This is a genomic window from Methyloceanibacter sp. (assembly GCF_050726195.1).
Classification (GTDB): domain Bacteria; phylum Pseudomonadota; class Alphaproteobacteria; order Rhizobiales; family Methyloligellaceae; genus Methyloceanibacter.
Genome location: NZ_JBOHJC010000001.1, coordinates 32,311 through 56,727, shown reverse-complemented (window position 1 = coordinate 56,727; position 24,417 = coordinate 32,311). Strand labels below are relative to the sequence as shown.

The 24,417-nt window shown below is 64.1% G+C and carries 28 protein-coding genes and 1 tRNA gene; 21 read left to right on the top strand and 8 right to left on the bottom strand.

Features of this window, described 5'->3' with window-relative positions:
- Positions 1–45 precede the first annotated feature (45 nt).
- Together ACRECX_RS00320 and ACRECX_RS00315 are read right to left on the bottom strand one after the other, a co-directional pair.
- Positions 46–270, bottom strand: coding sequence for a GIY-YIG nuclease family protein (locus tag ACRECX_RS00320; protein ID WP_431557008.1), 225 nt, complete (start codon positions 268–270; stop codon positions 46–48).
- A gap of 150 nt (positions 271–420) precedes the next feature.
- Positions 421–510 (bottom strand) — tRNA-Ser (locus ACRECX_RS00315).
- Positions 511–588: 78 nt separating this feature from the next.
- Between ACRECX_RS00315 and ACRECX_RS00310 the strand changes: the two genes are divergently transcribed.
- Positions 589–1,479, top strand: coding sequence for a YihY/virulence factor BrkB family protein (locus ACRECX_RS00310; protein WP_431556813.1), 891 nt, complete (start codon positions 589–591; stop codon positions 1,477–1,479).
- Here the strand turns inward: ACRECX_RS00310 and ACRECX_RS00305 are convergent.
- The gene (locus ACRECX_RS00305; protein WP_431556812.1) at positions 1,476–2,168 is read right to left on the bottom strand and encodes a TerC family protein; all 693 of its coding nucleotides are present in this window, start codon (positions 2,166–2,168) and stop codon (positions 1,476–1,478) included. The genes ACRECX_RS00310 and ACRECX_RS00305 overlap by 4 nt on opposite strands.
- Positions 2,169–2,439: 271 nt before the next feature.
- Between ACRECX_RS00305 and ACRECX_RS00300 the strand changes: the two genes are divergently transcribed.
- Together ACRECX_RS00300 and ACRECX_RS00295 are read left to right on the top strand one after the other, a co-directional pair.
- Entirely contained in the window at positions 2,440–2,580 is a 141-nt protein-coding gene (locus tag ACRECX_RS00300) for a DUF3096 domain-containing protein (protein ID WP_083239502.1), read from the top strand.
- 291 nt (positions 2,581–2,871) lie between these two features.
- Positions 2,872–3,942 carry a hypothetical protein gene (locus ACRECX_RS00295; RefSeq protein ID WP_431556811.1) on the top strand — a complete coding sequence of 357 codons (1,071 nt, stop codon included), beginning with the start codon at positions 2,872–2,874 and terminating at the stop codon, positions 3,940–3,942.
- Positions 3,943–3,960: 18 nt separating this feature from the next.
- On the opposite strand, the gene ACRECX_RS00290 is transcribed toward ACRECX_RS00295, so the two are convergent.
- Together ACRECX_RS00290 and ACRECX_RS00285 are read right to left on the bottom strand one after the other, a co-directional pair.
- Positions 3,961–4,848 (bottom strand): alpha/beta fold hydrolase, encoded by an 888-nt coding sequence (locus ACRECX_RS00290; protein ID WP_431556810.1) that lies wholly within the window; start codon positions 4,846–4,848, stop codon positions 3,961–3,963.
- A 127-nt stretch (positions 4,849–4,975) separates the two neighbouring features.
- Positions 4,976–7,345, bottom strand: a complete 2,370-nt coding sequence (locus ACRECX_RS00285) for a transglycosylase SLT domain-containing protein (protein ID WP_431556809.1) — start codon at positions 7,343–7,345, stop codon at positions 4,976–4,978.
- A 432-nt stretch (positions 7,346–7,777) separates the two neighbouring features.
- Between ACRECX_RS00285 and dapA the strand changes: the two genes are divergently transcribed.
- Genes dapA through ACRECX_RS00270 form a run of 3 tightly spaced genes read left to right on the top strand, consistent with a single transcriptional unit; the run spans position 7,778 to position 9,683 of the window.
- The gene (gene dapA / locus ACRECX_RS00280; RefSeq protein WP_431557007.1) at positions 7,778–8,662 is read left to right on the top strand and encodes a 4-hydroxy-tetrahydrodipicolinate synthase; all 885 of its coding nucleotides are present in this window, start codon (positions 7,778–7,780) and stop codon (positions 8,660–8,662) included.
- 15 nt (positions 8,663–8,677) lie between these two features.
- Complete coding sequence (gene smpB / locus ACRECX_RS00275; RefSeq protein WP_431556808.1) at positions 8,678–9,148, top strand: SsrA-binding protein SmpB; 471 nt, start codon at positions 8,678–8,680, stop codon at positions 9,146–9,148.
- A gap of 4 nt (positions 9,149–9,152) precedes the next feature.
- Positions 9,153–9,683 (top strand): peroxiredoxin, encoded by a 531-nt coding sequence (locus tag ACRECX_RS00270; RefSeq protein WP_431556807.1) that lies wholly within the window; start codon positions 9,153–9,155, stop codon positions 9,681–9,683.
- A gap of 3 nt (positions 9,684–9,686) precedes the next feature.
- Here the strand turns inward: ACRECX_RS00270 and ACRECX_RS00265 are convergent, their stop codons facing one another.
- From ACRECX_RS00265 to ACRECX_RS00255, 3 genes are all read right to left on the bottom strand, one after another.
- The gene (locus tag ACRECX_RS00265; protein ID WP_431556806.1) at positions 9,687–10,094 is read right to left on the bottom strand and encodes a DUF3775 domain-containing protein; all 408 of its coding nucleotides are present in this window, start codon (positions 10,092–10,094) and stop codon (positions 9,687–9,689) included.
- 79 nt (positions 10,095–10,173) lie between these two features.
- Complete coding sequence (locus ACRECX_RS00260; protein WP_431556805.1) at positions 10,174–10,821, bottom strand: uracil-DNA glycosylase; 648 nt, start codon at positions 10,819–10,821, stop codon at positions 10,174–10,176.
- A gap of 47 nt (positions 10,822–10,868) precedes the next feature.
- On the bottom strand, positions 10,869–11,483 hold the full coding sequence (locus ACRECX_RS00255) for an NYN domain-containing protein (protein ID WP_431556804.1): 615 nt from the start codon (positions 11,481–11,483) through the stop codon (positions 10,869–10,871).
- A gap of 95 nt (positions 11,484–11,578) precedes the next feature.
- Here ACRECX_RS00255 and folK point away from each other — a divergent pair, with 95 nt between their 5' ends.
- The 15 genes from folK to parC all read left to right on the top strand — a co-directional run bounded on the left by folK (position 11,579) and on the right by parC (position 24,405).
- Positions 11,579–12,124, top strand: a complete 546-nt coding sequence (gene folK, locus ACRECX_RS00250; protein ID WP_431556803.1) for a 2-amino-4-hydroxy-6-hydroxymethyldihydropteridine diphosphokinase — start codon at positions 11,579–11,581, stop codon at positions 12,122–12,124.
- A 78-nt stretch (positions 12,125–12,202) separates the two neighbouring features.
- Complete coding sequence (rpoZ, locus tag ACRECX_RS00245; RefSeq protein ID WP_431556802.1) at positions 12,203–12,613, top strand: DNA-directed RNA polymerase subunit omega; 411 nt, start codon at positions 12,203–12,205, stop codon at positions 12,611–12,613.
- A gap of 189 nt (positions 12,614–12,802) precedes the next feature.
- Complete coding sequence (locus ACRECX_RS00240; RefSeq protein ID WP_431556801.1) at positions 12,803–15,031, top strand: RelA/SpoT family protein; 2,229 nt, start codon at positions 12,803–12,805, stop codon at positions 15,029–15,031.
- A gap of 104 nt (positions 15,032–15,135) precedes the next feature.
- Complete coding sequence (locus ACRECX_RS00235) at positions 15,136–15,684, top strand: DUF2062 domain-containing protein (protein ID WP_431556800.1); 549 nt, start codon at positions 15,136–15,138, stop codon at positions 15,682–15,684.
- A complete protein-coding gene (locus ACRECX_RS00230) occupies positions 15,681–16,466 on the top strand; it encodes a pyridoxine 5'-phosphate synthase (protein WP_431556799.1) in 786 nt (261 codons plus the stop codon). Before ACRECX_RS00235 ends, ACRECX_RS00230 begins: the two co-directional genes overlap by 4 nt.
- The gene (gene acpS / locus ACRECX_RS00225) at positions 16,466–16,876 is read left to right on the top strand and encodes a holo-ACP synthase (RefSeq protein ID WP_431557006.1); all 411 of its coding nucleotides are present in this window, start codon (positions 16,466–16,468) and stop codon (positions 16,874–16,876) included. Before ACRECX_RS00230 ends, acpS begins: the two co-directional genes overlap by 1 nt.
- Before the next feature lie 98 nt (positions 16,877–16,974).
- A complete protein-coding gene (gene lepB, locus ACRECX_RS00220) occupies positions 16,975–17,730 on the top strand; it encodes a signal peptidase I (RefSeq protein WP_431556798.1) in 756 nt (251 codons plus the stop codon).
- 4 nt (positions 17,731–17,734) lie between these two features.
- Positions 17,735–18,448 carry a ribonuclease III gene (gene rnc / locus ACRECX_RS00215; RefSeq protein ID WP_431556797.1) on the top strand — a complete coding sequence of 238 codons (714 nt, stop codon included), beginning with the start codon at positions 17,735–17,737 and terminating at the stop codon, positions 18,446–18,448.
- Positions 18,441–19,367 (top strand): GTPase Era, encoded by a 927-nt coding sequence (gene era, locus ACRECX_RS00210; protein ID WP_431556796.1) that lies wholly within the window; start codon positions 18,441–18,443, stop codon positions 19,365–19,367. Before rnc ends, era begins: the two co-directional genes overlap by 8 nt.
- 74 nt (positions 19,368–19,441) lie before the next feature.
- Positions 19,442–19,756, top strand: a complete 315-nt coding sequence (locus tag ACRECX_RS00205) for a hypothetical protein (protein ID WP_431556795.1) — start codon at positions 19,442–19,444, stop codon at positions 19,754–19,756.
- Between the two features lie 51 nt (positions 19,757–19,807).
- Positions 19,808–20,563: a DNA repair protein RecO gene (gene recO, locus ACRECX_RS00200; RefSeq protein WP_431556794.1), complete on the top strand. Its 756-nt coding sequence runs from the start codon at positions 19,808–19,810 to the stop codon at positions 20,561–20,563.
- A gap of 20 nt (positions 20,564–20,583) precedes the next feature.
- Positions 20,584–20,916 (top strand): ArsR/SmtB family transcription factor, encoded by a 333-nt coding sequence (locus ACRECX_RS00195; RefSeq protein WP_431556793.1) that lies wholly within the window; start codon positions 20,584–20,586, stop codon positions 20,914–20,916.
- A 2-nt stretch (positions 20,917–20,918) separates the two neighbouring features.
- Positions 20,919–21,404, top strand: a complete 486-nt coding sequence (locus ACRECX_RS00190) for an SRPBCC family protein (RefSeq protein WP_431556792.1) — start codon at positions 20,919–20,921, stop codon at positions 21,402–21,404.
- 102 nt (positions 21,405–21,506) lie between these two features.
- A complete protein-coding gene (locus ACRECX_RS00185; RefSeq protein ID WP_431556791.1) occupies positions 21,507–22,112 on the top strand; it encodes a CAP domain-containing protein in 606 nt (201 codons plus the stop codon).
- 31 nt (positions 22,113–22,143) lie between these two features.
- Positions 22,144–24,405 carry a DNA topoisomerase IV subunit A gene (parC, locus tag ACRECX_RS00180; RefSeq protein WP_431556790.1) on the top strand — a complete coding sequence of 754 codons (2,262 nt, stop codon included), beginning with the start codon at positions 22,144–22,146 and terminating at the stop codon, positions 24,403–24,405.
- Positions 24,406–24,417: the final 12 nt, after the last annotated feature.

Below are 24,417 nucleotides of genomic sequence, written 5' to 3'. Positions count from 1 at the left end.
GTTCGGCGACCCTCCTTCGCTAAAGCTTTGGAGGGCGGAGGCGGATTAGAAATGCTTCTTAGCGAACGATCTTCCTGAACCAGACTTCAAATAGCGCTCGAATCTCCATGCTTTCACGCCATCGGAGAAGGCGACATATGTAACCAGCTTCCAAGGCAGGTATTTGCTCGTATGAGTCGATTTTGAGGAATTGTGCTCCTCGAATCGGCGCTTCAGATTCGTCGCAAGACCAACATAATAGCGATCAGGGTTAGGCACGCTCTGAAGCATGTCGACATAATGCATATGGCCCGCCTTCACTTCGTTACGGCGTGGCATCCGCCTCTCTAACGCTACGCCGTGATTGGCCTGTCAGAACGAGAGGCGGCTAGGATACCTCGTTTGGGCCAATCACGCCGTAGCGTAAGCGGAGGCGGAGGATGGCGGAGGGGGAGGGATTCGAACCCTCGAGACGCTTGCGCGTCTGCCGGTTTTCAAGACCGGTGCCTTCAACCACTCGGCCACCCCTCCTGTCGCACGGAAAGCCTGCCTTAAGGGTCCGACGATTTCCTCTTGTGTTCAGGGCGCCCCACGATCCTTCATAAGGACATGAATCGCAAGCCGGAGCCTGTGGCCATGGCCGCCTACCACATTCCCCTTAAGGGATGGTGGGAGATCGCACAAAGCGTGGTGAGCAAGGCGTCGACCGACAATCTTTCCGTGGTTTCAGCCGGTTGTGCCTTCTATGCGCTGTTCGCCATCTTCCCGGCACTGACGGCGACGATCTCGTTGTTCGGCCTTATGACCGATCCCGCCACGGTGGAGCGGCAGTTCGGCATGCTCGACGACGTACTGCCCAAAGAAGCCTACGACATCGTCATCGATCAGATCCGCAGGATCGCCCAGGCCTCCGGCCAGACCTTGGGGGGAGGGCTCGTGCTTAGCCTCGTTGTCGCCCTGTGGAGCGCCAATCTCGGCACGCAAGCGATGTTCTCCGCCCTCAACATCGCCTATGGCGAGCCCGAGCGCCGCAGCCTCTTGCGCTTCTACCTGAGTGCGATCGGCTACACCATCATCGGCATTCTCGGCGGCGTCGTCATGCTATTCGCGATCGTCTACGTGCCGATCCTGTTCGCCGACGCAGGGCACCCTGAAGCCTACGAGAGGCTCGTCAAGATCGGGCGTTGGCCGATCCTCGCGCTGCTGACCCTGTTCTTGATTGCCGTGATCTATCACTACGGCCCGAGCCGCAAGAACCCCAGGTGGCAGTGGATCAGCGTAGGCTCGGTGTTCGCGACCTTCGTATGGCTGCTCGCCTCGGTGGGCTTTTCCTATTACGTGTCGAACTTCGCCAATTACGACAGGATGTATGGCTCCCTCGGCGCCGTGATCATTCTCCTGTTCTGGCTTTATCTGTCGTTCTACATCGTGCTGCTCGGCGCGCAGATCAATGCGCAAGTGGAGGCGCAAGGACAGCCAGGGAAGGGCGCTGCGCGCTAGGCCCTGTCCGGCTCGCGTCGCCATCGCCGGCGCGCCAGGCCGACGCCGAGCACGAATAGCGCGCCCAATGTCGCGCCGATTATCCACGCCGAATGCGCCATCGCCGGATCCAGGCTGCCGGCGATGAGCGGATCCTTGGCGATGATCTCGCCGGCGATCCAGCCGAGCAGCGCCGCACCGGCCCAGACGATGATGGGGAAGCGCTCGAGCAGGGACAGAATGATGGCGGCGCCGGCCATGATCAGCGGAATGCTTACGGCGAGGCCGAACATCAGCAGAGCGTAGCTGCCCCGGGCCGCCATGGCGATGGCGATCACGTTGTCGAGGCTCATCACCGCATCGGCGATGGCGATGATCTTGATCGCGTGCCAGAGGTTGTTGACTGGTGCGATCTCGTCCGTGCCGCCGTTATCCTCAGGTCCCAGCAGCTTGATGGCGATCCACAGCAGGAGCAGGCCGCCGATCAGCTTCACATAAGGCATGGTCATCAGCGTGGTGATCGCGCCGGTAAAGACGACGCGGAGGCCGATGGCCACGAGCGTGCCCAGCGCGATGCCCCAGGCGCGCTGCCGCGGGGGGAGTTTGCGGCAAGCAAGCGCGATGACCACCGCGTTGTCTCCCGACAACAGGAGGTCAATCCAGATAATCTGCAGGACGGCGAGCCAAAATGCTGGATCGTCGACAGTCATTGCTGCTGCTTTCCCCCCTGGGCATTCGGATTTTCCGGCCAGGTCCCCAAACCCGGCCGGAGCCAGCTACCCTTTGCCGTGAAAAACGGCAAGGGCAAGACGGGTATATAGGTTTTCTGGCGCCGGTTTGAAGGTGAGTAATGCGGCTTAGTTTGACTTATGGCCCAGGTTTTCGCTCTAGGACAAGCGCCGGCGGATCGCTTATGCTTCGCTCGTCAGTGCGACGAATCGGGCCTGCGGGCCCTATTACGGGGAGGAACCTTTGCCAGCCATGGATCCAGTCCTGCTCAATCCACTCATCGCCCTAATCGCCGGAATTCTCATCTTACTGATGCCGCGCATCCTGAATTACGTCGTGGCGATTTATCTCATCGCCATCGGCATTATTGGTTTGGCGCATCACTTCCAATAGTCCGCTAGTCGTCAGTTCTCCTGTTGGGCTGCAAGGTAAACGCCGGCGGTCTGCTGCGGCGGCCTGCCGCATTTGTCTTGTGGCAATAAAGAGTGACCTGGAACTGTGTCTTCCGATGTCCTATAGTTCCATCTTCACGCTCAGTATCAAGGGAGATACCGCCCGCAGAGCGCGGGATCCAATCCTTCCAGGCTTCTTAAGCCAAAGGGCCAGTGGGCAATGCGCTTTTCGCGACCGTGTCGCGCATGCTTCTAGCCGACGCTGTGACAACAAGACGGGGCTACCACGGGTGTGAACGGACAAGGCAACCAAGCCAAGCGGCGCCGTGCTAGCGGGGTGGTGAACTCCATATTGGAGTTCCGGCCGTGGCTGCTCGTGTGTCTCGTCGCACTTCTTGCAGTGATCGCCGCATTTGGCGCGCGCGCCGGATTCTACCCGGACCCCACCCTCCAGAGCGAGGCTGCGGCTGCTCGCCACGTCACACCGATCACGGCGAAGAACGACGATCGACCTTCCGCCTATGTCTGGACCGCGACGCGGATCGAGGGCGGCCTTCGCTTACGCGGCGACGTGCCGTCAGAAGAAGACCGGCGCACGGTGCTCGGCATGGTGAAGGCTCACTTTCCCGACCTTGCGGTGGAGGACCGGCTTAACATCGTCGAAGGCGGACCACCAAAGGAGCAATGGCTCGGCGCAGTGAGCTTCGGCCTGCAGCAGCTGTCGCATCTTAAGCGTGGCTCGGTTCAACTTCTCAATGTCAATCTCCGGGTGATCGGCGAAGCGCGCAGCGGGAACAGCTACATAGAGCTCAAAAAGGCGCTCGCTGGCCCGCTGCCCACCGGCCTCGTTGTTAAGAGCGTCGACGTGCGGCCCCCGCTCGCCGACCCGTTTGTGTTCACTGCCAATCTCGGCGTGAATGCGCTGAGCCTCTCGGGCAGCGTGCCGAGCGAAGACTCGCGCAAGCAGTTGCGCGAGCTGTCGCGCCAATTGTTCGAGCGTCCGGGCCTCGATGACCGGCTCGAGGTCGCATCCGGCGCACCGAAGAATTGGGATGAAGCGGTGACCGCCGCACTCCGGGCCTTGAGCCGGCTCGAATCTGGAAAGGTCGCGCTCTCGGGCCTCGCCGTGACCATCGAGGGCGTTGCGCCGGACAAAGGCACCGCCGTTGCCGTCTCCTATCAACTGCGCCGCGACCTACCCGAGCTGTTTTCCACGTCGGAGAGCATCAAGTGGAAGGAGGCGGCCGTCCCGCACGATCTTGCGGCGCAGGTCCTGCCGCGCATCAAGGAGTTTGCGCATACCAACAGCACCTGGCCTAAGGGCGAACTCCCACCGCTCAAGCAGTTGCTCGATGCGCAATAAGGGCTCGCTCCGCTTGGCCTAATCGTTGACCGCGAAGAACGCGCCGATCGCCTCGACCGGCTCCTGCTCTTGGAGCATGGGGGCGTGACCCTGGTCCGGCACAGTCATGGCCCGCAGGTTCGGATGGCGCTCGACCATTGTCTCCAATGTTTCGGCGCTCAGCACGTCTGAGTTGGCGCCGCGGAGCACGAAGGCGGGTACCTGTCCGAGCGCGACGAACTGCGGCCACATGTCGGGCAGGGGGCGGCTCAAGTCGACCGTCCCAATGGCGCGGCCAAGCTTCCGGTCATAGGAGAGTACGAGGCGCCCCTTGCGCTCTTCGAACACGCCGCGCGCCATCTGGTCCCATTGGGCGTCGCTGAACTCCGGGAATCCGCGGCCATTGATCTCCCGCATGATCATCACCGCGTCGGCCCAGGTCTTCGGCACCGGCATGCGCCCCACATAGCCGACGATACGGGCGAGGCCGCGGGTCTCGATCACCGGGCCGATGTCGTTGAGGACGACGGCCCCCATCGCCGTCGGCCTGAACGCGGCCATCATCATGGCGATGATGCCGCCCCGCGACGTGCCAACGACTCCCACCCGATGCAGGCCTTGCACCGTCAGGAAGTCGAGCGTGTCGAGGAGTTCGATATAGGGGACGTAGTTGCGCCAATTGCTGTCGTGCTGGGACCGCCCGCGCCCGCGATAGTCCAGGCAGTAGACGTTGCGTGGCGTCTCCGGATGTGTCGAGAGGTAGGTGGCGAGGGTGTGGAAATCGCGGGCGTTGCGGGTTAGGCCGGGCAAGCAGATTACGCTCCGGAAGCGGTCGTCCGGTGCTGGGTAGTGGCGAGCGTGAAGTCTAAGGTCGTCGAACGACCCATAGAAGATATCTCGCCACGGCTTGCCTTCAAGCTCTGGCATCGTCAGTGAAGCAACCTTGGGAGCTTGCTCGGATTAATGCCGCGCGGGGTCGCGCGCGGCCGCAGTGTTCAGCAAAGTTGACGAGGGGGCAAGCCTTGAAAAGTCAAACGGGGAGGCGGGCGCTCCGTCAGGGCGCTTTCGTCGCAGGCATGACGGCCACGGATGCTGTCTCCGACGACGGCACTTTCCGGCCGCGATTGAGATCTTGAACGAGGTGGAGCGCCTGGTCCGGGCCCGAAAGCCGAGAGCGGTAGAGCTGAAGCGTCTCCATGATCTTGAAGACGTACTCGCGTGTCTCGGTGAACGGGATGCGCTCGATCCAGTCTACGGGATCGACGTCGGGGTCGCGCGGATCGCCGTGCTTCTCCATCCATTCTTTGACCCGGCCGGGGCCGGCATTGTAAGCGGCAAGCGCCAGGAAATAGGAGCCGCTGTAGCTTGAGATCAGGTCGTTCAGGAACGCCTCGCCGAGCTGCTGATTATACGTAGGGTTGGTGAGCTGCGCCTGAGAATACGTGACCTTGTACCGGCGGGCGACGCCCTTCGCCGTGGCAGGCATCAGCTGCATTAACCCGCTCGCGCCTACGGGACTCTTGGCTGAAGCATTGAACTCGCTCTCTTGCCGGGACAGGGCATGGCAGAGCGCCGGATCGACCCGCTCCTCGAGCAGGCTCTTGAACGCGGGCATAACGCCTACGGGGAGCGCATAGTCGCCGAGAGGCAGGTCTCGATTGAAGGCGATCTTCGCCAGGCGCAGGCCGATCTGCCACTTGTCCATGGCTTTGGCGAGCTCGGCGAGCAGCACCACCTCGGCCGCGCTATCCAAGGTGCGGGCCATGGCGAAGAAGAACTGCGGCGTGACCCAGTCCATGTTGGCGGCGCGGGCAATGCCGATGGCGCGCACGCCTTCGTGGGCCATGAAGCGGTCGATATCGGCCTGCGTCGGCACTGGCGTGGAGGTCACCTCTAGGCGGGCAGGCCTGGGATCAAGCGCCTGACGGCCGAGCTGACCGTAGAAATATTGCGGGTACTTGGCGGCGCCATGGAAGTGGATGAGGGCCGAACCGCGGTCGCCGAGGGTGAGCGCCGTGCGGCCGAGCCAATATTCGCCGAGCGCGATGTTCTTGGAGCTGGTAGCCGCCTTGCGGAGCGCGAGGAAGTGGCGCAACGCGGTGTGCGGTTCGTTGAGGAAGCGCAACGCGATCCAGCCCGCCAAGTACTCCGCCTCGATGAAGGAATCGCCGGAAGCGAGGCCGTGCTTTGCGGCGATCTCGTAGGCCGTGCGGGGATGACCGTCGCTGAGCGCGGCGCGAACATTGATGCGCCGCTCGACCCACCACTCGTTGAGATCGAGTAGGACGTTCGGCTCCTGCGGGGCATCCAGCAACAGCTTGAAGGCGATGAGGCGCTGGTCTTTGTCCTTGGTGCGCCGCAGCCATTGAATGTTGTTAAAGCGGAGCCCGACGTCGGCTTTGATGGCGTCGTCGGGCAGAGCGTCCAGCAGCTTGCCGGCATTGCCGCCGCGCTTAAGCACGGCGACGCGGGCCGCGACCTTTTTCTGCTCGTCAGCGGGAAGCAGTTTGGCGATGCGCAGTGCGTCTGCCGCGAGCGACTCCTTGTCCGGATAGAGAAAACGATCGATGCGCGCCCGGTGGTGCTCCTCCGTCAGCATGCTGCCGAACTTGTCGAGGATTTTCTTCTCAACGTCCTCATTGAGCATATGGTCGCGCCACGCGGAGACGACGAGCTCTTTGGCGCCCGTCTCGTTGCCCTCCTTCAGGTAGACGGTGGCGACCGCGGCCTTTCCGGCGCCGGTCTGGGGGTCCGAGGCACCGAAGAACAGCTTAACCTGCTCGGGCGAGGCGTCGGTGAGAAACAGAGATGTTTCGGCCTTCTCGCGGAGATCATCCTGGCCCGGCCAATGAGGATGGGTCAGCCGAAACCGCTCAACGGCCTCGGCACTCAGCGTCGTGCTCTTGTTGTGCTTGTAGCGGTACCACAGCGCAAAAGCGCGTGCCGCGGTGTCCGAAATCTTGGCGGTCGTTGCGTCGACATTGCCTTTGCCGTGGGCGACGATCTTGAGATTGGCCTCGTCCGCCGCGCTGAGGTCATAGGACAGTAACGGCTTCAGGATCGCGGAGTAGTTGAGCGCCGGTTGAGGCGCGGGCGGGCTCATCGGTAGCCCGCGATTGGGATTGACGTCGGGGAGCGGCACGTTGACCGGCGTGGGCGCTGCAGCTTCTTCCACGGGCGCCCCTGCTTGCGAAGCAGGTTTCTCGGGATTGCGCTCCGGCTCGGGAATGGCCGCTACGGTCGTTTCGTTGTCGGCGGGGACGGGCTCCGGCGCGGTGGGTGATGGTGCGGCCTCCGTAGCGCTGGGTGCGGCTTCCTTGGCGCTCGGCGCAGCGTCCGGCGTTAGGGGCTGCGCGTCAGGCGTAGCCGCCGCCTGTTGGGCGGGCGTCGGCGGGCGCTCCGGGTTGCGGTCAGGAAGTGGCACGGACGTCGCCGCCGCCGCAGCCCAAGGCGCAAGGCAGGCCAACGAGACCAGCAATGTCAGAGAATGCGCGCGAATGCGTTCCATGTTCGTCGATCGGTACCGGTTTACGACCTGCGTCTTGCGGTCAGGACGTCCCCCGACCGGGGAGCCGCGACGATAAAAGTCACCCTAGTGTACCCAAATTGAACAATGTCTGAAAGAATTCGGCGGAAAAATGACTGCCGCAGGTCCTGCTCAGCTCAAGACACCCTGAGAAAATTCGCCTAAACGTCGAGTCCTTCACGTCTTTTTGCCGGACACGGCCGCCGGTTCTGCACACGCCATCGCTCCCCGTCATCGGCTTGCCGCCTCAACGTCGAGCCCCTATTGTCCGCCGAACTTTTCCACAGCCGGTCCGTCCTGACCTGCGTTTAGGAGCTTCGCCCCGTGCCCATGCCGCCGTTTCAAGGCTCGATCACGGCCCTTATCACGCCTTTGAAGGACGGGAAGCTCGACGAGGCGGCCTTTCGTAGGCTGGTCGAGTGGCAGATCGATCAGGGCACTCACGGGCTCGTGCCGTGCGGCACGACCGGGGAGTCGCCCACCCTTAGCCATGACGAGCACCGGCGCGTCATCGAACTGTGCATCGAGGCGGCGGGGGGCCGCGTGCCGGTCATTGCCGGAACGGGGTCCAACTCGACGGCCGAGGCCATCGAGCTCACGCGTCACGCCAAGGCTGCCGGCGCCGACGGCGCCCTCGTAGTGACGCCCTATTACAACAAGCCGACTCAGGAAGGGCTCTACCTCCACTACAAGGCCATCAACGACGCCGCCGACATTCCGATTCTGATCTACAATATTCCCGGACGGAGCGTCATCGACATGTCGGTCGACACCATGGCCCGACTGTTCAAGCTTAAGAACATCGTCGGCGTGAAGGACGCGACCGCCAACCTGGCGCGGGTCAGCCAGCAGCGCGCGGCGCTCGGCCACGACTTCGTCCAGCTCTCGGGCGAGGACGCGACCGCGCTCGGCTTCATGGCCCATGGCGGCCAGGGCTGCATTTCGGTCACCGCCAATGTGGCGCCCTCGCTTTGCTCCGAGTTCCAGCTCGCCTGCCTTGCCGGCAACTTCAAGCGAGCGCTCGAATTGCAGGATCGATTAATGCCGCTACACGAGGCCTTGTTCGTGGAATCCAATCCCGGCCCGGTGAAGTATGCTGCCTTCAAGCTCGGGCTGTGCTCCGACGAGACGCGCCTGCCGCTTGCGCCCATCAGCGCGGCGTCACGCAAAAAGATCGATGAGGCGCTGGTTGCCGTCGGTCTCACCGTGGTCTAAGCGCAGGATCTTGTCATGGCGCCGAAGCGCGAGAGCGGCAAGCTCGTCGCCGAGAATCGCAAAGCCCGCTTCAACTACGACATCGAGGAAAAGATTGAGGCGGGCATCGTCTTGACCGGATCCGAAGTGAAGTCGTTGCGTGCGGGCAAAGCGACCATCGCGGAATCGTACGCCTCCAACGAAGGCGGCGAGCTTTATCTAATCAATTCGCACATCGCCGAATATTCAGGCGCAGCGCGCGACGGCCACGCGCCGACGCGGCGCCGCAAGCTTTTGCTGCATAAGCGGGAGATGGCGCGGCTGCTTGGCGCCATCCAGCGGCAGGGCATGGCGCTCGTGCCGCTCCGACTTTATTTCAACGCGCGCGGCATCGCCAAGGTCGAACTGGGCCTCGGCCGCGGCAAGAAGGATTACGACAAACGCGAGACGGAAAAGAAGCGCGACTGGGAGCGCCAGAAGGGCCGGCTCATGCGCGAGAAGGGGTAGGGCGGTGACCGGCTCTCCACCGCCGGCCGCCGACGGGGCCGCAGTTCATCTTTGTACGGGGAGGGCCTTGCCGCCGGTCGTGCTGCCCACAACCGACGGACGCGATATCTGCCTTGCGACCTTGCGCGGGCGCGCCGTCATCGCCGTCTATCCCTGGACCGGGCGTCCGGGTCGTGCCAACCCACCTGATTGGGACGATATCCCTGGCGCGCATGGTTCGACCCCGGAGCTCGAAGGTTTCCGCGACGCGGCCACTAGCTTCACGCAGCGCAGGATCGATTTGTTTGCCCTCAGCCGACAGACGACCGACTATCAGCGGGAGCTTGCCCTGCGTCTAGCTCTGCCGTTTCCGCTGCTCAGCGACGCGGCAGGCCACTTTTCGGCGGCGCTCGCTTTACCCACTTTCACAACCGGCGGCGAGATCTATCTGAAGCGACTCACCCTTGTCGTCGCGGACGGCCGCATCGAGAGGGTCATCTATCCTGTTGCGGATCCGGCCGGACATGCGAGCGAGGTCCTCGCTGCGCTTGCCTGAAAATCAGTCGCCCAGCGCGTCGTCCTCGGCGTCCTCGACCGAATAGCCGAGGCGGTCGAGCGCCTCCTCCAGATAGTCGGGCAGCAGCGGCATGCCGATGAGATAGTCCTCGGTCCGATCGGTCCGTTCGGTGCGGGCCGTGGCGAGCGCCTCGTCGAGCTCCTCCGGCCCGAAGGAGCCGCGGCCGACCCAAGCAAGAGCCACCAGGCTCACTTGCTCGTCTTCGTTGAGATCGTGGATGAACTCCTTCAGTTCGGCGTGGGTCGCGTCATCCGAAAAGGACTCCAGGATCGAGTCGGCGTCATGCTCGGAGGTGGCGCCATCGTCCCACGCGGCCACCTTTGCCGCGAGCTCGCGCGCCTTGACGATGACATAGCCAACCTTTGACGGTGAGATCTCCAGTCCCGCCATGAGGAAACCCTAACGCGTGAAAGACCCAGCTAGAAGCATGCCCGACTTGTCTCGCGCCAGCAAGGCGCTGAGCACGTGCTCAGCCCTCGCGGCTCGCGGCGGCTTCGCTGACGACCTTCTCGAACATCGACTCCGTGAGCCGACCGGTATTCGTGTTCTGCCGCGAGCAGTGGTAGCTGTCGAAAAGGATGAGACCGCCGGGCAGCGGGTGACGCGCGCCGTGGGCAAAAGGAGCGTCCCGTTTCCGCATCCCCAGCGCGTCCATAATACTGTCATGGGCGATGCGGCCGATGGCGAGCAACACCCCCAATTGGGGCAGGGCGCGCATGCGGCCGATGAGGAAGGCGCGGCAGCGCGCGATCTCGTCGGGCTTCGGCTTGTTCTGCGGCGGTACGCAGCGCACCGCGTTGGTGATCATGCAGTCCACCAGCTCCAGAGCGTCCGGCGACGTCGGATCGTGACGGCCTCGGGCGAGCCCGGTCTTCAGCAAGGTGCGGTAAAGCAGCTCGCCTGCATAGTCGCCGAGGAACGGACGCCCGGTGCGGTTGGCGCCCTTGAGGCCCGGCGCGAGCCCAACAATGAGAAGCCGCGCGCTCGCGTCGCCAAAAGAGGGGACAGCCCCGTTGAACCAGTCCGGATGTGTTGCCTGGTTATCGTGACGAAACGCCACGAGGCGCGGACAGAGCGGACAGTCGCGGTCTGGTTCCGGCGGCGGCGATAGCGTCATACCGCTATGCCTAGCGCCGCGCGCGGTGCAAGGCTAGCCGGCGCGCATCAAGTTTCGATCAGGTCTTCGCGCTCGAAGTCGTCGAGCGGGCCCGGTTCCGGACGCCGCCGCTGCTCGCGCTGCGCCCGCTCCGCCGGGTCGCGGCCGATCTCGTCGTGGAGATCTGCGAGGTCGATGAATTGATCCGCCTGACGGCGAAGCTCGTCGGCGACCATGGGCGGATTGGTGGCAAGGGTGGAGACGACGCTCACGCGCTTGCCCTTGTGCTGCAACGCCTCGACCAGCGAGCGGAAGTCGCCGTCGCCGGAGAACAGAACGATGTGGTCGAGATGGTCGGCGAGCTCCATGGCGTCGACGGCAAGCTCGATGTCCATGTTGCCTTTGATTTTGCGCCGGCCGGCCGCGTCGATGAACTCTTTGGTCGGCTTGGTCACCATGGTGTAACCGTTATAGTCGAGCCAATCGATCAGCGGCCTGATCGAGGAGTACTCCTGATCCTCGGCGAGCGCCGTGTAATAGAGCGCCCTGACCAGTTGCCCCTTGCTGCGGAACAGTGCCAGCAGCCGCTTATAATCGATGTCGAAGGCGAGAGACTTGGCTGCCGCGTAGAGGTTGGCGCCATCGATGAAGAGAGCGATGCGCTCGGTGGGATAGAAATTCATTTTGAGTCCCTAACACTGAAAATATGCTGTCGAGTTACAACGAACACGTACTAGAGCTTTCCACACAACATAGGTATGACAAGGGCGCTCGGCAATTGGCGACATGCGGCAAGACGCTGGTAAGTTTCGGCGCAAATTATCCCGGGCCGTGGGGAAGTCCCGCGGACACCATCGCGCGCGCTGTGCGCGAGATCGCGCACGCCGGCATCGCCATCGAAGCGGTGAGCGGCCTCTATGAGACTGCGGCGGTCGGCCGCGCCAGCCAGCCGTCCTACATTAATGCGGTCGCCCTGATCGACACGCCCCTGTCGCCCGAGGCGCTGCTCAGAGCGTTGAAAGGCATCGAGCGCCGTGCCGGGCGGCGCGGCGGCAGCCCCTGGGGGCCGCGCACCCTCGACATCGACATTCTGGACCACAAAGGGCTCGTTAAGCATTGGCGAGGAAGGCATCCGCGCTTCGCGCGGGCTGGTCCGAGGCCGCTCGTTCTGCCCCACCCCTGGATGCATGAGCGGCTTTTCGTGCTCCGGCCGCTGCTCGACATTGCCCCGGATTGGCGGCACCCGGTCCTGAAACGGAGCACCCGGGAGCTGTGGCGGGAAGCCGCAACGGCCGCGCAAGGCCAGGTTCTGCGCAAGCTTTAGGCGCACTTCGACTTGCCAGCGTCCTACGAACTGCATAAATAGGGGCTAAATCCGGCCAATTCTCAAAAGGATCACCTGATGGCTCGCGTAACCGTCGAGGACTGCATCGACAAGATTCCGAACCGCTTCGAGCTCGTGCTGCTTGCGAGCCACCGCGCCCGCACCATTTCCGCCGGGGCGCAGATCGCCGTGCAGCGGGACAACGACAAGAACCCGGTCGTCGCCCTGCGCGAGATCGCCGAGAAGAAAATCGCTCCCGATGATCTCAAGGAAGATTTCATCCACTCGATGCAGAAATATGTCGAGGTGGATGAGCCCGAGGCGGAAGCCGTGCCGATGCTGTCGACGGAGACGAGAATGCCGGTTCTCGGCCAGGACGATCAGTCGAGCGATACGATGATCGACAAGATGACCGAGGAGGAGCTCTTGCGCCGCATGGCGACCCAGGCTCCTTCGGATGGCTCCAATGCAGGACCGCGCGCACGCTGAGTCTAAACGACTCACTAACCGTCATACCGGCGCCTGCCTGCGCGAAGCCGAAGCGATTCGGCTGGAACCGCCAGGCCCACGACGGGCTTCGCTTCGGCGCAGGCAGGTAAGCCGGTATCCAGTCGACAATGCTCAGTCTTCGTTTCTAGATTCCGGCTTTCGCCGGAATGACGATATCCTGAGCGCGCCATGACAACTCGGCAATACGAGCTGGTCGAACGCGTGCTGAGCTATCAGCCAACCGCCGACGAGGCCATGCTGAACCGCGCCTACGTCTATGCCATGAAGGCCCATGGCAATCAGAAGCGGGCGTCGGGCGCGCCGTACTTCTCGCATCCTCTGGAGGTCGCCGCGATCCTCGCCGAGATGCGCCTCGACGACGCGACGATTGCCACCGCGCTCCTCCACGACATCATCGAAGACACCGAGGTCACCCGGAGCGAGATCGACACCCTGTTCGGCCCCGAGATCGGCACCCTGGTCGACGGTCTCACCAAGATCAAGAAGCTCGACCTCGTCACCAAGAAGGCCGAGCAGGCCGAGAACTTCCGCAAGCTCCTGCTCGCCATCTCCAGCGACATCCGCGTGCTGCTCGTCAAGCTCGCCGACCGCCTGCACAACATGCGCACGCTCGGGCACATGAAGCCGGCGAAACGCCGGATCATCGCCGAGGAGACCATGGAGATCTATGCGCCGCTGGCCGGCCGCATGGGCATGCAATGGCTGCGCGAAGAGTTGGAGGACCATGCCTTCCGATGGCTCAACCCGGAGGCCCATGCCGCCGTAGTCGAGCGCCTGAAGATCTTGCGCGAACGCAACCAGGGCCTGATCGACGAGATCGAGAACGCGCTTACCACCAAGCTCAAAGAGACCAAGGTCAAGGGCATCGTCGCCGGCCGCGAGAAGAAGCCTTACGCCATCTGGAGCAAGATGGAGCGGAAGCAGATCTCGCTCGAACAGCTGTCCGATATCTACGGGTTCCGCATCGTCGTGCCGGAGGTGCCCGACTGCTATCACGCGCTCGCCGTGGTGCACACCACGTGGCACGCGGTGCCCGGCCGCTTCAAGGACTACATCTCCAACCCGAAGCAGAACGATTACCAGTCGATTCACACGACTATTGTCGGTCCGCGGCATCAACGGGTCGAGCTGCAGATCCGCACCGAGCTCATGCATTCGGTCGCACAATACGGCGTAGCGGCGCACGGCCTCTACAAGGATCTCAACGGCGCCAACGGCAAGAGCAAGGTGCCGTCGCAGGATTCGAATGCCTATCGCTGGCTGCGCCATCTCGTCGGCATGCTGCTCGACGGCGACAACCCCGAGGAGTTCCTCGAACACACCAAGCTCGAGCTGTTCCAGGACCAGGTGTTCTGCTTCACGCCCAAGGGGCGATTGATCGCGCTGCCGCGCGGGGCGAACTGCATCGACTTTGCCTATGCCGTACACACCGACGTCGGCAACACTTGCGTCGGTGCCAAGATTAACGGCCGGCCGATGCCGCTCGTGTCCCAGCTCAGGAACGGCGACGAGGTGGAGATCATCTGCTCCAAGGCGCAGCTTCCGCCGGCTGCTTGGCAAAGTCTTGCCGTCACCGGCAAGGCCCGCTCCGCCATCAGGCGCGCGACGCGCGACGCGGTCCGCGCCCAGTACGGCAAGCTCGGCCGCGAGATCCTCGACCGCGCGTTCCAGCGGCGCAGCAAGTCCTTCAACGAAGAGGCCATCGGCCAAGCGCTCGGCCGGCTGTCGCAGAAGACCGTCGAGGACGTCATGGCGGCGGTGGGGCGCGGCGAACTCGCCTCGGCCGATGTGGTGCGTGCCGTGTTCCCCGACGAGACGTCCTCCGAGGCGCCCAAGCGGCGGCGCGAGGTTAAGCGCACCGAGGAGGGCTGGTTCGGGCTTGGCAAAGTGATGGGGCTGAAATTTCGCTGGCCGGGGTCGAGCGGCCGCGAGCGCGCGGAAGGTTCCCCCGGCATTCCCATCCGCGGACTGCGCGGGGATCTTCCGGTGAACTTTGCCGAGGGCGGCGCCGTGCCGGGCGACCGCATCGTCGGCATTCTCACGCCGGGGCAGGGCATCACCATCTACCCCATCCACGCCGATGCGTTGAAGGCATTCGACGACGAGCCCGAACGCTGGATCGACGTGACCTGGGACATCGACGAAGACAATCCCCAGCGCTTCACCGCCAAGATCGGCGTGACGTTGATGAACGAACCAGGGAGCCTCGCCCAGGTCGCGGCCGTAATCGGAGAGGCGGACGGCAACATCGAGAACATCAAGATGACCAACCGGGTCGCCGACTACACCGAGATGCTGATCGATCTCGAAGTCTGGGACTTGCAGCACCTGAACGAGATCCTCGCGGGCCTGAGGGCCAAGGACGTCGTGAGCAGCGCGGCCCGAGCGGAAGGCTAGCCCCCCTGGCATATGGAGGAACTTTGCCCAAATATGCTAGGGCTCCGTCACCAAGGGCCCATCATCGTCGAGCGACGATCACCAGTCCTTAGAACGAGGTGACGATGCTGTTCAGGCGCCGAGAGGCGGAGAGCTTTCTGGAGCGGCTCAGGGTGCATCTGTGGCCCCGCCGCAGCTGGAGCCGCTCGACTCGTTACATCGTGCACCGCGTGCGCCGCTTGAGCGCCACGCCCCATGCCGTCGCACTTGGCTTCGCCGCCGGCGTGTTCTCTGCCACGACCCCGTTTCTCGGCACGCACATGATCATGGCGGCGCTGGTCGCCTGGATCATCGGCGGCAGCATCGTCGCGGCCGTTCTCGGCACGTTCGTCGGCAACCCGTTGACCTATCCGTTGTTCTGGTACGGAACCTATGAGGTCGGTCACCTGATGCTGGGCGGCGGTTCGGATAAGGCGCGCATCGACCTTTCCGGCGGCATCTTCCAGACATCCGTCGAACAGCTTTGGCCGATCCTGAAACCCATGTCGCTCGGCGCCGTTCCCATCGGCATTGGCCTTGCCGCCCTGAGCTATGTCGTGGTGAAGCCCATGGTGGATGCCTATCAGCACCGTCGCCGCGAGCTCAGATCCCGAGAGGCGGCTGAAGCCCGATGACCGTTCCTCCCATCAGGCTCGGGATCAACATCGACCATGTCGCCACCCTGCGCAACGCACGCGGCGGGCCGCATCCCGATCCTTTGCGCGCCGCGCGGCTTGCGGTCGAAGCTGGCGCCGACAATATCACGGCGCACCTGCGCGAAGACCGGCGCCACATCACCGACGAAGACATCGCGCGCCTGATCGCCGAACTCGACTGTCCGCTCAATCTGGAGATGGCGGCGACTCCGGAGATGCTCGCCATTGCGCTCAAGACCGCGCCCCATGCCGCCTGCGTGGTGCCGGAGAAACGCACCGAGCGCACCACCGAAGGCGGCCTCGACGTCGTCGGCCAATTCGACACTCTGGTGCCTGTGGTTGCCAAGCTGGTCGATGCCGGCATTCATGTGTCGTTGTTCATCGCTCCGGAGCGGCGCAAGATCGAGGCGGCGTCGCGCCTGCGCGCCCCGGCCATCGAAATTCATGTCGGCCCGTGGTGCGCTGCGCTGGCCGAAGGGCGCAGCGACGACGCCGAGGCGCAGTGGCGCGCCATAAAGGACGGTGCGCGGCTCGCGCGCGGTCTGGGTCTCGAAGTGCACGCCGGCCACGGCCTCAACTATGCGACCGCGGAGACGATCTCCGCCTTGCCTGAAATCGTTGAGCTCAATATCGGGCACTTTCTTGTTGGCGAGGCGGTGTTCGTAGGCCTCGACGAAAGTGTGCGGCAGATGCGCACCGCAATGGATAAGGGACGGGAGACTCTGCGCCAGCGCGCTAGTGCCAGGGCTGGACTCGCGTGATGATCATCGGCCTCGGCAACGACATCATCGACATCCGTCGCGTGGAACGCACCATCGAGCGGTACGGCGAACGGTTCTTGTTGCGCGTGTTCACCGACATCGAGCGCCAGAAGTCGGATGGCAGGGCGGCGCGGGCCGCCTCCTACGCCAAACGCTTCGCCGCCAAGGAGGCGTGCGCCAAGGCGCTCGGCACCGGCTTTCGCCACGGCGTGTTCTGGCGCGACATGGGCGTCGTCAATCTGCCTTCCGGCCGGCCTACGCTTGAACTGACCGGGGGCGCCTTGCGCGCGCTCGAACGCCTAACACCCCAAGGACTTGACGTACGCATCGACCTCACCATCACCGACGATTTCCCGACCGCCCAGGCGATCGTCATCATCTCCGCCATGAAGCTGCCCGGCCGGGATTGAGGCTTTGCCTGTTGCCCGGGGAGGAGCTATAGGGGCGCCTGTCGCAAGTCGTGAGGGCGGGGGAGCGGCCCGAGCAAGAACCCAAGGAGAGCTTCCGCATGAGCGTGGACGCCGAAAAGATGGAAGCGAAAAGCAGTACCAGGGACACGGTCCGCGTCATTATTCATGCGCTGATCCTGGCGCTGATCGTGCGTGTTTTCCTGTTCCAGCCGTTCAATATCCCCTCCGGCTCCATGATCCCGACGCTCTTGATCGGAGACTATCTCTTCGTCTCGAAATACAGCTACGGTTATAGCCGCTACTCGTTTCCGTTCGGCCTCAATCTGTTCCCCGGCCGCATCTGGGCCAGCGATCCCGAGCGCGGCGACGTGGTCGTGTTCAAGCTGCCGCGCGACAACGAGACCGACTACATCAAGCGCGTCATCGGGCTCCCGGGCGACGAGATCCAGATGATCCACGGCGTCCTGCACATCAACGGCGACGCCGTCGACAAGGTGAAGATCGACGATTACGTCGTGACGGACTCCTCGGGCCGCGAGCGGCGCATGGCGCGCTACCAGGAGACCCTGCCGAACGGCGTGAGCTATCCCGTGCTCGATCTCGTCAAGGACGGCTTCGGCGACAACACTGAGGTCTACAACGTGCCCGAAGGGCAATTTTTCATGATGGGCGACAACCGCGACAACTCGACGGACAGCCGTTTCTTGTCGGAAGTGGGATTCGTACCGTTCGAGAATCTCGTCGGGAAGGCACAGGTGATCTTCTTCTCGATCGACGAAGATTCGAGGTTCTGGGAATTCTGGCGCTGGCCCACGGAAGTCCGCTGGGACCGCATCTTCCAGGTGGTTTATTAAGGCCTTGCCTAAGCGGCGGACTACGGATCTCGCCCGGCTTTGCGCCCGGCTCGGGCACGACTTCGCCGATCCCGCCCTACTCAAGCTCGCTCTGACCCATTCGAGCGCGCGGGCAAGCGCCAAACCGAACGAGGACAACGAGCGGCTCGAATTCGTGGGCGACCGCGTGCTGGGGCTCGCCGTGGCTGAGCTGCTGGCGGATCGCTTCCCCATGGCGCATGAGGGCGAACTCGCCCGCTGGTTCAATCACCTGGTGCGCGCCGAGACCTGCGCCCAAGTGGCGCAGGATTGGGCGCTCGGCGATTTTATCCTGATGAGCGGCGGCGAGGCCGGCTCGGGCGGCCGCCACAAGAAGACGATCCTCGCCAACGCCTGCGAGGCCGTGCTCGGCGCGGTATTCGCCGATGGCGGCTACCCCGCGGCGCGCGCTCTGGTGCATCGCGATTGGGAGCCCAATCTCGCCGACCTCGACCTCGCCGCGCCCGACGCGAAGTCGGTATTACAGGAATGGGCGCAAGGCAAAGCGCTGCCGCTGCCGCGCTATATCGAGATCGCCCGAGAGGGACCCGACCACGCGCCGCGCTTCACCGCCGAAGTGCAGGTGGAGGGGGTGGCCCCGGAGCGAGGGCAGGGGGCGAATAAGCGCCAAGCCGAACAGGCGGCAGCGCTCGCCATGCTGCTACGCGAGGGCGTCTGGCGCCCGCCCGCAGATGGCTGACACCGCGACCCCGGGTGGAGAGGAGACGCGCTGCGGCTTCGTCGCCTTGATCGGCGCGCCGAATAGCGGCAAGTCGACGCTCACCAACGCGCTCGTCGGCGCCAAGGTGTCCATCGTCACCCACAAGGCGCAGACCACGCGGGGGCCGGTGCGCGGCATCGCGCTGATCGGCGCCTCACAAGTAATCCTCGTCGACACGCCCGGCATCTTTCAGCCCAAGCGCAAGCTCGATCGCGCCATGGCGCACGCCGCTTGGGACCGCGCTGCCGACGCCGACATCGTGGCCCTCGTGGTCGACGCCAAACGCGGTCTGGATGACAAGCTCGCACCGCTCCTTGAGCATCTGCCCGAGGTCAAGCGGCCGGCCATCGCGCTCCTTAACAAGATCGATCTCGTAGCAAAGCCCGACCTACTGCGGCTTGCGTCGGAGTTGTCCGCGCATCGAGCCTTCGACCGCGTGTTCATGGTCTCGGCCCTGACTGGCGACGGTGTCGCCGACCTCAAGGCGTATCTCGCCGAAGCGGTGCCTCCAGGGCCATGGCTGTTCCCCGAAGACCAGCTCACCGACGCCTCGCTGCGCCAAACCGCCGCCGAGATCACCCGCGAGAAGCTGTTCTTGCGACTGCACGAGGAGCTGCCTTACGCGCTGACCGTGGAAACCACCGACTGGAAGGAGCTTAAGGACGGCAGCGTCCGCATCGAGCAGACCATCTATGTCGAGCGCGAGAGCCAGCGCCGCATCGTGCTCGGCGCCAAGGGCGCCATGATCAAGGAAATCGGCCAGGCCGCCCGCGCTGAGATCGCCGCGATCGCGGGGGTCCCCGTCCACCTCTTTCTGTTCGTCAAGGTGCGCGAGCGCTGGGGAGAGGACCCCGAGCGCTTCCGCGAGATGGGCCTGGACTATCCGAAGAATCGCTGATTGCGACTTTCCGTCGGGAACCATTCTTTCGACAGTCGGTTGGCCCAGATCGATCACTTCACGGAGGTCAGCCCATGAAATTCGCTTTAGCCGCGCTGATCGGCATCTCCGTGGTATTGGCGACGACGGTCAGCAATGCACAGTCGACGACGGGCACCGGGTCAACGGGCGCGCCCCCGATAAGGACGAATCCGGGCCTCATCGAAGGTTCGCCACAATCGCTGCAAGAGACCAATCCTTCTGCGGGTCCAGGACTTGGCTATGCGCCCTATCCAAGTTTCGGCGTGACGCCCGGCACGCCTGATGCGCCAGACATTGGCCCAACGCCGTTGCCGGGCTCAGGTTCGACGACCACACCGGGTTCCTCTGGCACATCGAGTGGTGGCTAGGGCAACCATCGGGCCGCTTGAGTGGCGCATGGCTGCGCCATAGGTTAGCCGATGGACTGGGTGGACGATGGCATCTTCCTGGGCGGCAAGCCGCTCGGCGAAGCGAATGTGGTCGCCGAGCTGTTGACGTTGTCGCACGGGCGGCATCTCGGGCTCGTGCGCGGCGGCCGCTCGCGCCGCATTCGCCCCGTCCTTCAGCCCGGCAATCTCGTGCGCGTCACCTGGCGCGCGCGTCTCTCCGACCATCTTGGCGGCTTCAATGTGGAGCTGATGGAGGCCCATGCCGCCCGCGCGCTCGACGATGCGGCGGCGCTTGCCGCCATCGGCACCTTGGCCGGCCTTGCCAAGCTTCTGCCTGAGCGCGACCCGCATCCCGAGCTTTACGCCGAGACGTTGCATGTCCTGCGCGCGCTCGATGACCGGCGCATTTGGCCGGTGCTCCTCGTGCGCTGGGAGTTCCAGCTATTGCAGGAGCTCGGCTTCGGCCTTGATCTCTCCACATGCGCGGTGACCGGAGCCGACCACGAGCTCACCTACGTATCGCCGCGCTCGGGAAGGGCGGTCTCGCGCGACGCGGGCCAGCCCTATTGCGACAAGCTGCTCAAGCTGCCGGCGTTTCTGCTCGATGATACAGCGCCTGTCGGGAACGCCGACATCGCCGCCGGCTTCGTGCTCACCGGACACTTCCTCGAGCGCGACGTGCTTGAGCCGCATGGCCTCACCCTGCCAAAAGCCCGCGCCCGCCTCCTCGATCTTCTCGCCAGGCGTCCCCCCGAGGCCTCCCCATCCGGGCTTGCAATTCAGTAAGCATTAGCTTACGGTAAGGCATGACTTACGCACAAGCGCTTACGGCTTTGGCCGATCCCACGCGGCGTCAGGTGTTCGAGCAGCTCAAGTGCGGCCCAAGGTCGGTCGGACGCCTCGCAGATGCCTTGCCGGTCAGCCGGCCGGCCGTCTCGCAGCATCTGAAGGTGCTGCGTGAGGCGAGACTTGTGCGCGAGCGGCGCGACGGGACCAGGCACATTTACGAGATCGACCCGGCGGGCCTCGGCGCGCTGCGGCGCTGGCTCGACGAGCTTTGGACGTCCGGTCTTGCGGCCTTTCAAGCCGAACTTGAGTCAGACGGCCCCACGCGGGAAGAGAGCAAGAAGGAGGAGTAGCCATGCAGCGCAGCATCGAGGTCGCATCGGTGCGGAAGACTGTCACGGTCAAGGCGGGACAGGAGCGGGCGTTCGAGGTCTTCGCTGCCTGCCGGTGGTGGCAAAAGGAGCATTCCATCCTCGCCTCCGGCTCCCCGCAGAAAGAGGTGATCATCGAGCCGCGCGTCGGCGGCCGCTGGTTCGAGCGCGGCGAGGATAGATCGGAATGTTTGTGGGGTGAGGTGCTGGCCTGGGACCCGCCCAATCGGATGGTCCTCGGCTGGCAAATCAATGGCAATTTTCAGTTCGACCCGAACGCGGTCAGCGAGGTCGAGGTGCGTTTTATCCCTGAAGGCGACGATACGACCAGAGTCGAGCTGGAGCATCGGCACCTCGAGCGCTTCGGCGAGACGGCAGCCGCATTGCGCGCGGCGCTCGATTCCCCGCAAGGGTGGAGCACGAGCATCACACGCTTTGCCGAACTGACTGGCCTCGAGACGTCCTCTTGAGCAGCGGCAATCGCCGTTGCCGCGACGCGTCGGCTTAAGCCGGCACGCATGATGAGGTAAGATTTCCCTTCGGACGCCAATCGTGACGCGTGGAGGCGGCGCATGTTCATGCGCGGGGAGGGCAGACGATCTGTCGCGCCATTGCCGCTCGCGCTTGGGCTCTTGGTGGCCGGGGTAATGTCCGAAGTCGTGCCGGTGAAGGCGCAACAGTTCGTCGCTCCGGGCGCGAGAGCGACAATCGTCAGCGAGACCAATGCCTACCGGCAAGCCAGGGGACTTGCGCCCTTGGATGAAAGCGCCGGCGCGAGCCAGGTGGCGCAGGCCTACGCCACCTATCTTGCCCGCACGCTCAAGCAAGGCCACGGAGCGGACGGGCGAAGCCCGGCGCAGCGGCTACGCGCGGGCGGTATCAAGTTCTGCAAGTTTCGCGGCGAGAACTGGCATCAGTCCTGGACGCGTCCGGCCCGCGCCTCCGTCGAGTCGGCCATGGCCAAGGCCATGCGCTTCTGGAAGCGCTCGCCCGGGCACGAGCGTGCACTGCGCTCGGCCTCCACGGAAATCGGCGTCGGCGTCGCGGGATGGAAGCACGGCAATCAGTGGTACTACGTGTCGATTCAAATGTTCCTCGACACGTCCTGCTTCCGCGGGCCGGCAGACGCGCTCCCGCCGCTTCCGGACCGCAACCCCGAGCGGAGCGAGACGCCTTGAGCGCGCCATGGCGATGCGCTAAGCGCGAGGCATGGGAAAACGCGCATCCCCGCCTGATTCGGGGCCAATCGAGCCGGTCGATCTGAAAGAGGCGCTCGAGCAGCGCTATCTCGCCTACGCGCTCTCCACCATCATGCACCGGGCGCTGCCCGACGTGCGCGATGGCCTCAAGCCGGTGCACCGGCGCCTTCTCTACGCCATGCAGCAATTGCGGCTCGGCCCCCAAGGCGAGTTCCGCAAATGCGCCAAGATCGTTGGCGATACCATGGGCAACTTCCACCCCCATGGGAACCAGGCGATCTACGACGCCCTGGCGCGCCTCGCCCAGGACTTCTCCGTCCGCTACCCCCTCGTCGAGGGCCAGGGCAATTTCGGCAATATCGACGGCGATAACCCTGCCGCCGAGCGCTATACCGAGGCGCGGCTCACGGAGGTTGCCGCGCGGCTTCTGGAAGGCATCGACGAGGACACAGTCGACTTCCGCGCCAACTACGACGGCCGCGAGCAGGAGCCCTCAGTCCTGCCGGCCAATTTCCCGAACCTCCTTGCCAACGGCGCCTCGGGCATCGCCGTTGGCATGGCCACCAACATCCCGCCGCACAATGCCGGCGAGCTGTGCGACGCGGCGCTCCACCTCATCAAGTTCCCCAAGGCCACCGCCGACAAGCTGGTCGATTTCGTGCCCGGTCCGGACCTGCCGACCGGCGGCGTTATCGTTGAGCCGCGCGAGAGTATCGTTGATGCCTACAAGACGGGCCGTGGCAGCTTTCGGCTGCGCGCGAAGTGGGAGCAGGAGGACACCGGCCGCGGCACCTACCAGATCGTGGTCACCGAGATCCCGTATCAGGTGCCAAAGGCGCGGCTCGTCGCGCGCATCGCCGAGTTACTCCAACAGAAGAAGCTACCGCTCCTTGCCGACGTCCGGGACGAATCGGCGGAGGACGTGCGGCTGGTGCTGGAGCCGAAGAGCCGCAGCGTCGATCCCACGCTCCTCATGGAGTCGCTGTTCAAGTTGACCGAGCTCGAGACGCGGGTGCCGCTCAACATGAACGTGCTGAGCTGCGGTCAAATCCCCAACGTGCTTGGGCTTCGCCAAGTGTTGCAGGAGTGGCTCGACCACCGCCTGGTGGTGCTCGTCCGCCGCTCCAAATTCCGCCTCGCCAAGATCGACCACCGGCTCGAAGTGCTCGCCGGCTATCTCATCGTCTATTTGAACGTCGACAAGGTCATCAAGATTATCCGCGAGAAGGACGAGCCCAAGCCTGCCCTGATGAAGGCCTTCAGGCTCACCGACGTGCAAGCCGAAGCCATCCTCAACATGCGCTTGCGTGCTCTGCGCAAGCTCGAGGAGATGGAGATCAAGCGCGAGCACGACGCGCTCACCAAGGAACGCAAGGAGCTGAAATCGCTGCTCGCCTCCAGGGACAAGCAATGGACCCGCATCGCGGACGAGATCAAGGCGCTGAAGGCCGAGTTCGGCCAGAAGACCGAGCTTGGCAAGAGGCGCACGATCTTCGCCGATGCGCCGGAAGGGGTCGAGATCGAGCTTGCCGAAGCCATGATCGAGAAGGAACCGGTCACCGTCGTGCTGTCGGAGAAAGGCTGGATCCGCTCCATCAAGGGCCACAACACCGAAGCCCCGAGCCTCACCTTCAAGGAGGGTGACCGGCTGAAGAGTCTGGTGCACGCTCAGACGACGGACACGCTGCTCCTGTTTGCCACCAACGGGCGCTTCTATTCGCTGGGCGCCGACAAGCTGCCGGGCGGCAGGGGCCATGGCGAGCCGTTCCGCCTCATGGTCGACATCGAGGACGCCGCCGATAGCGTCGAGCTGTTCGTCTACGAACCCGGCCGCAAGCTACTCGTCGCCTCGTTGAGCGGCCACGGCTTCATCGTGCCCGAGGACGAGGTCGTGGCCATGACCCGCAAGGGCAAGCAGATCTTGAACGTGAAAGCGGGCGATGAGGCGGCGGTTGCCGCGCCGGTCGACGGCGACAGCGTCGCGGTGATCGGCGAGAACCGCAAGTTGCTTTTGTTCGCACTGAAGGAACTGCCCGAGATGCCGCGTGGCAAGGGAGTGCGCCTCCAGCGCTACAAGGACGGCGGTCTCGCCGACGCCAAGACCTTCCTGAAGAAGGACGGCCTCACTTACATCGACGCGGCGGACCGCACCTTCACGCTTTCATCGGCAGAGTTGCGCGACTGGTGGGGTACCCGCGCGCAGGCCGGACGCCTGCCGCCGCGTGGCTTCCCCAAGTCAGGCAAGTTCGGCAAACGCTTCAATGGGCAGTGATAGAAGACGGTC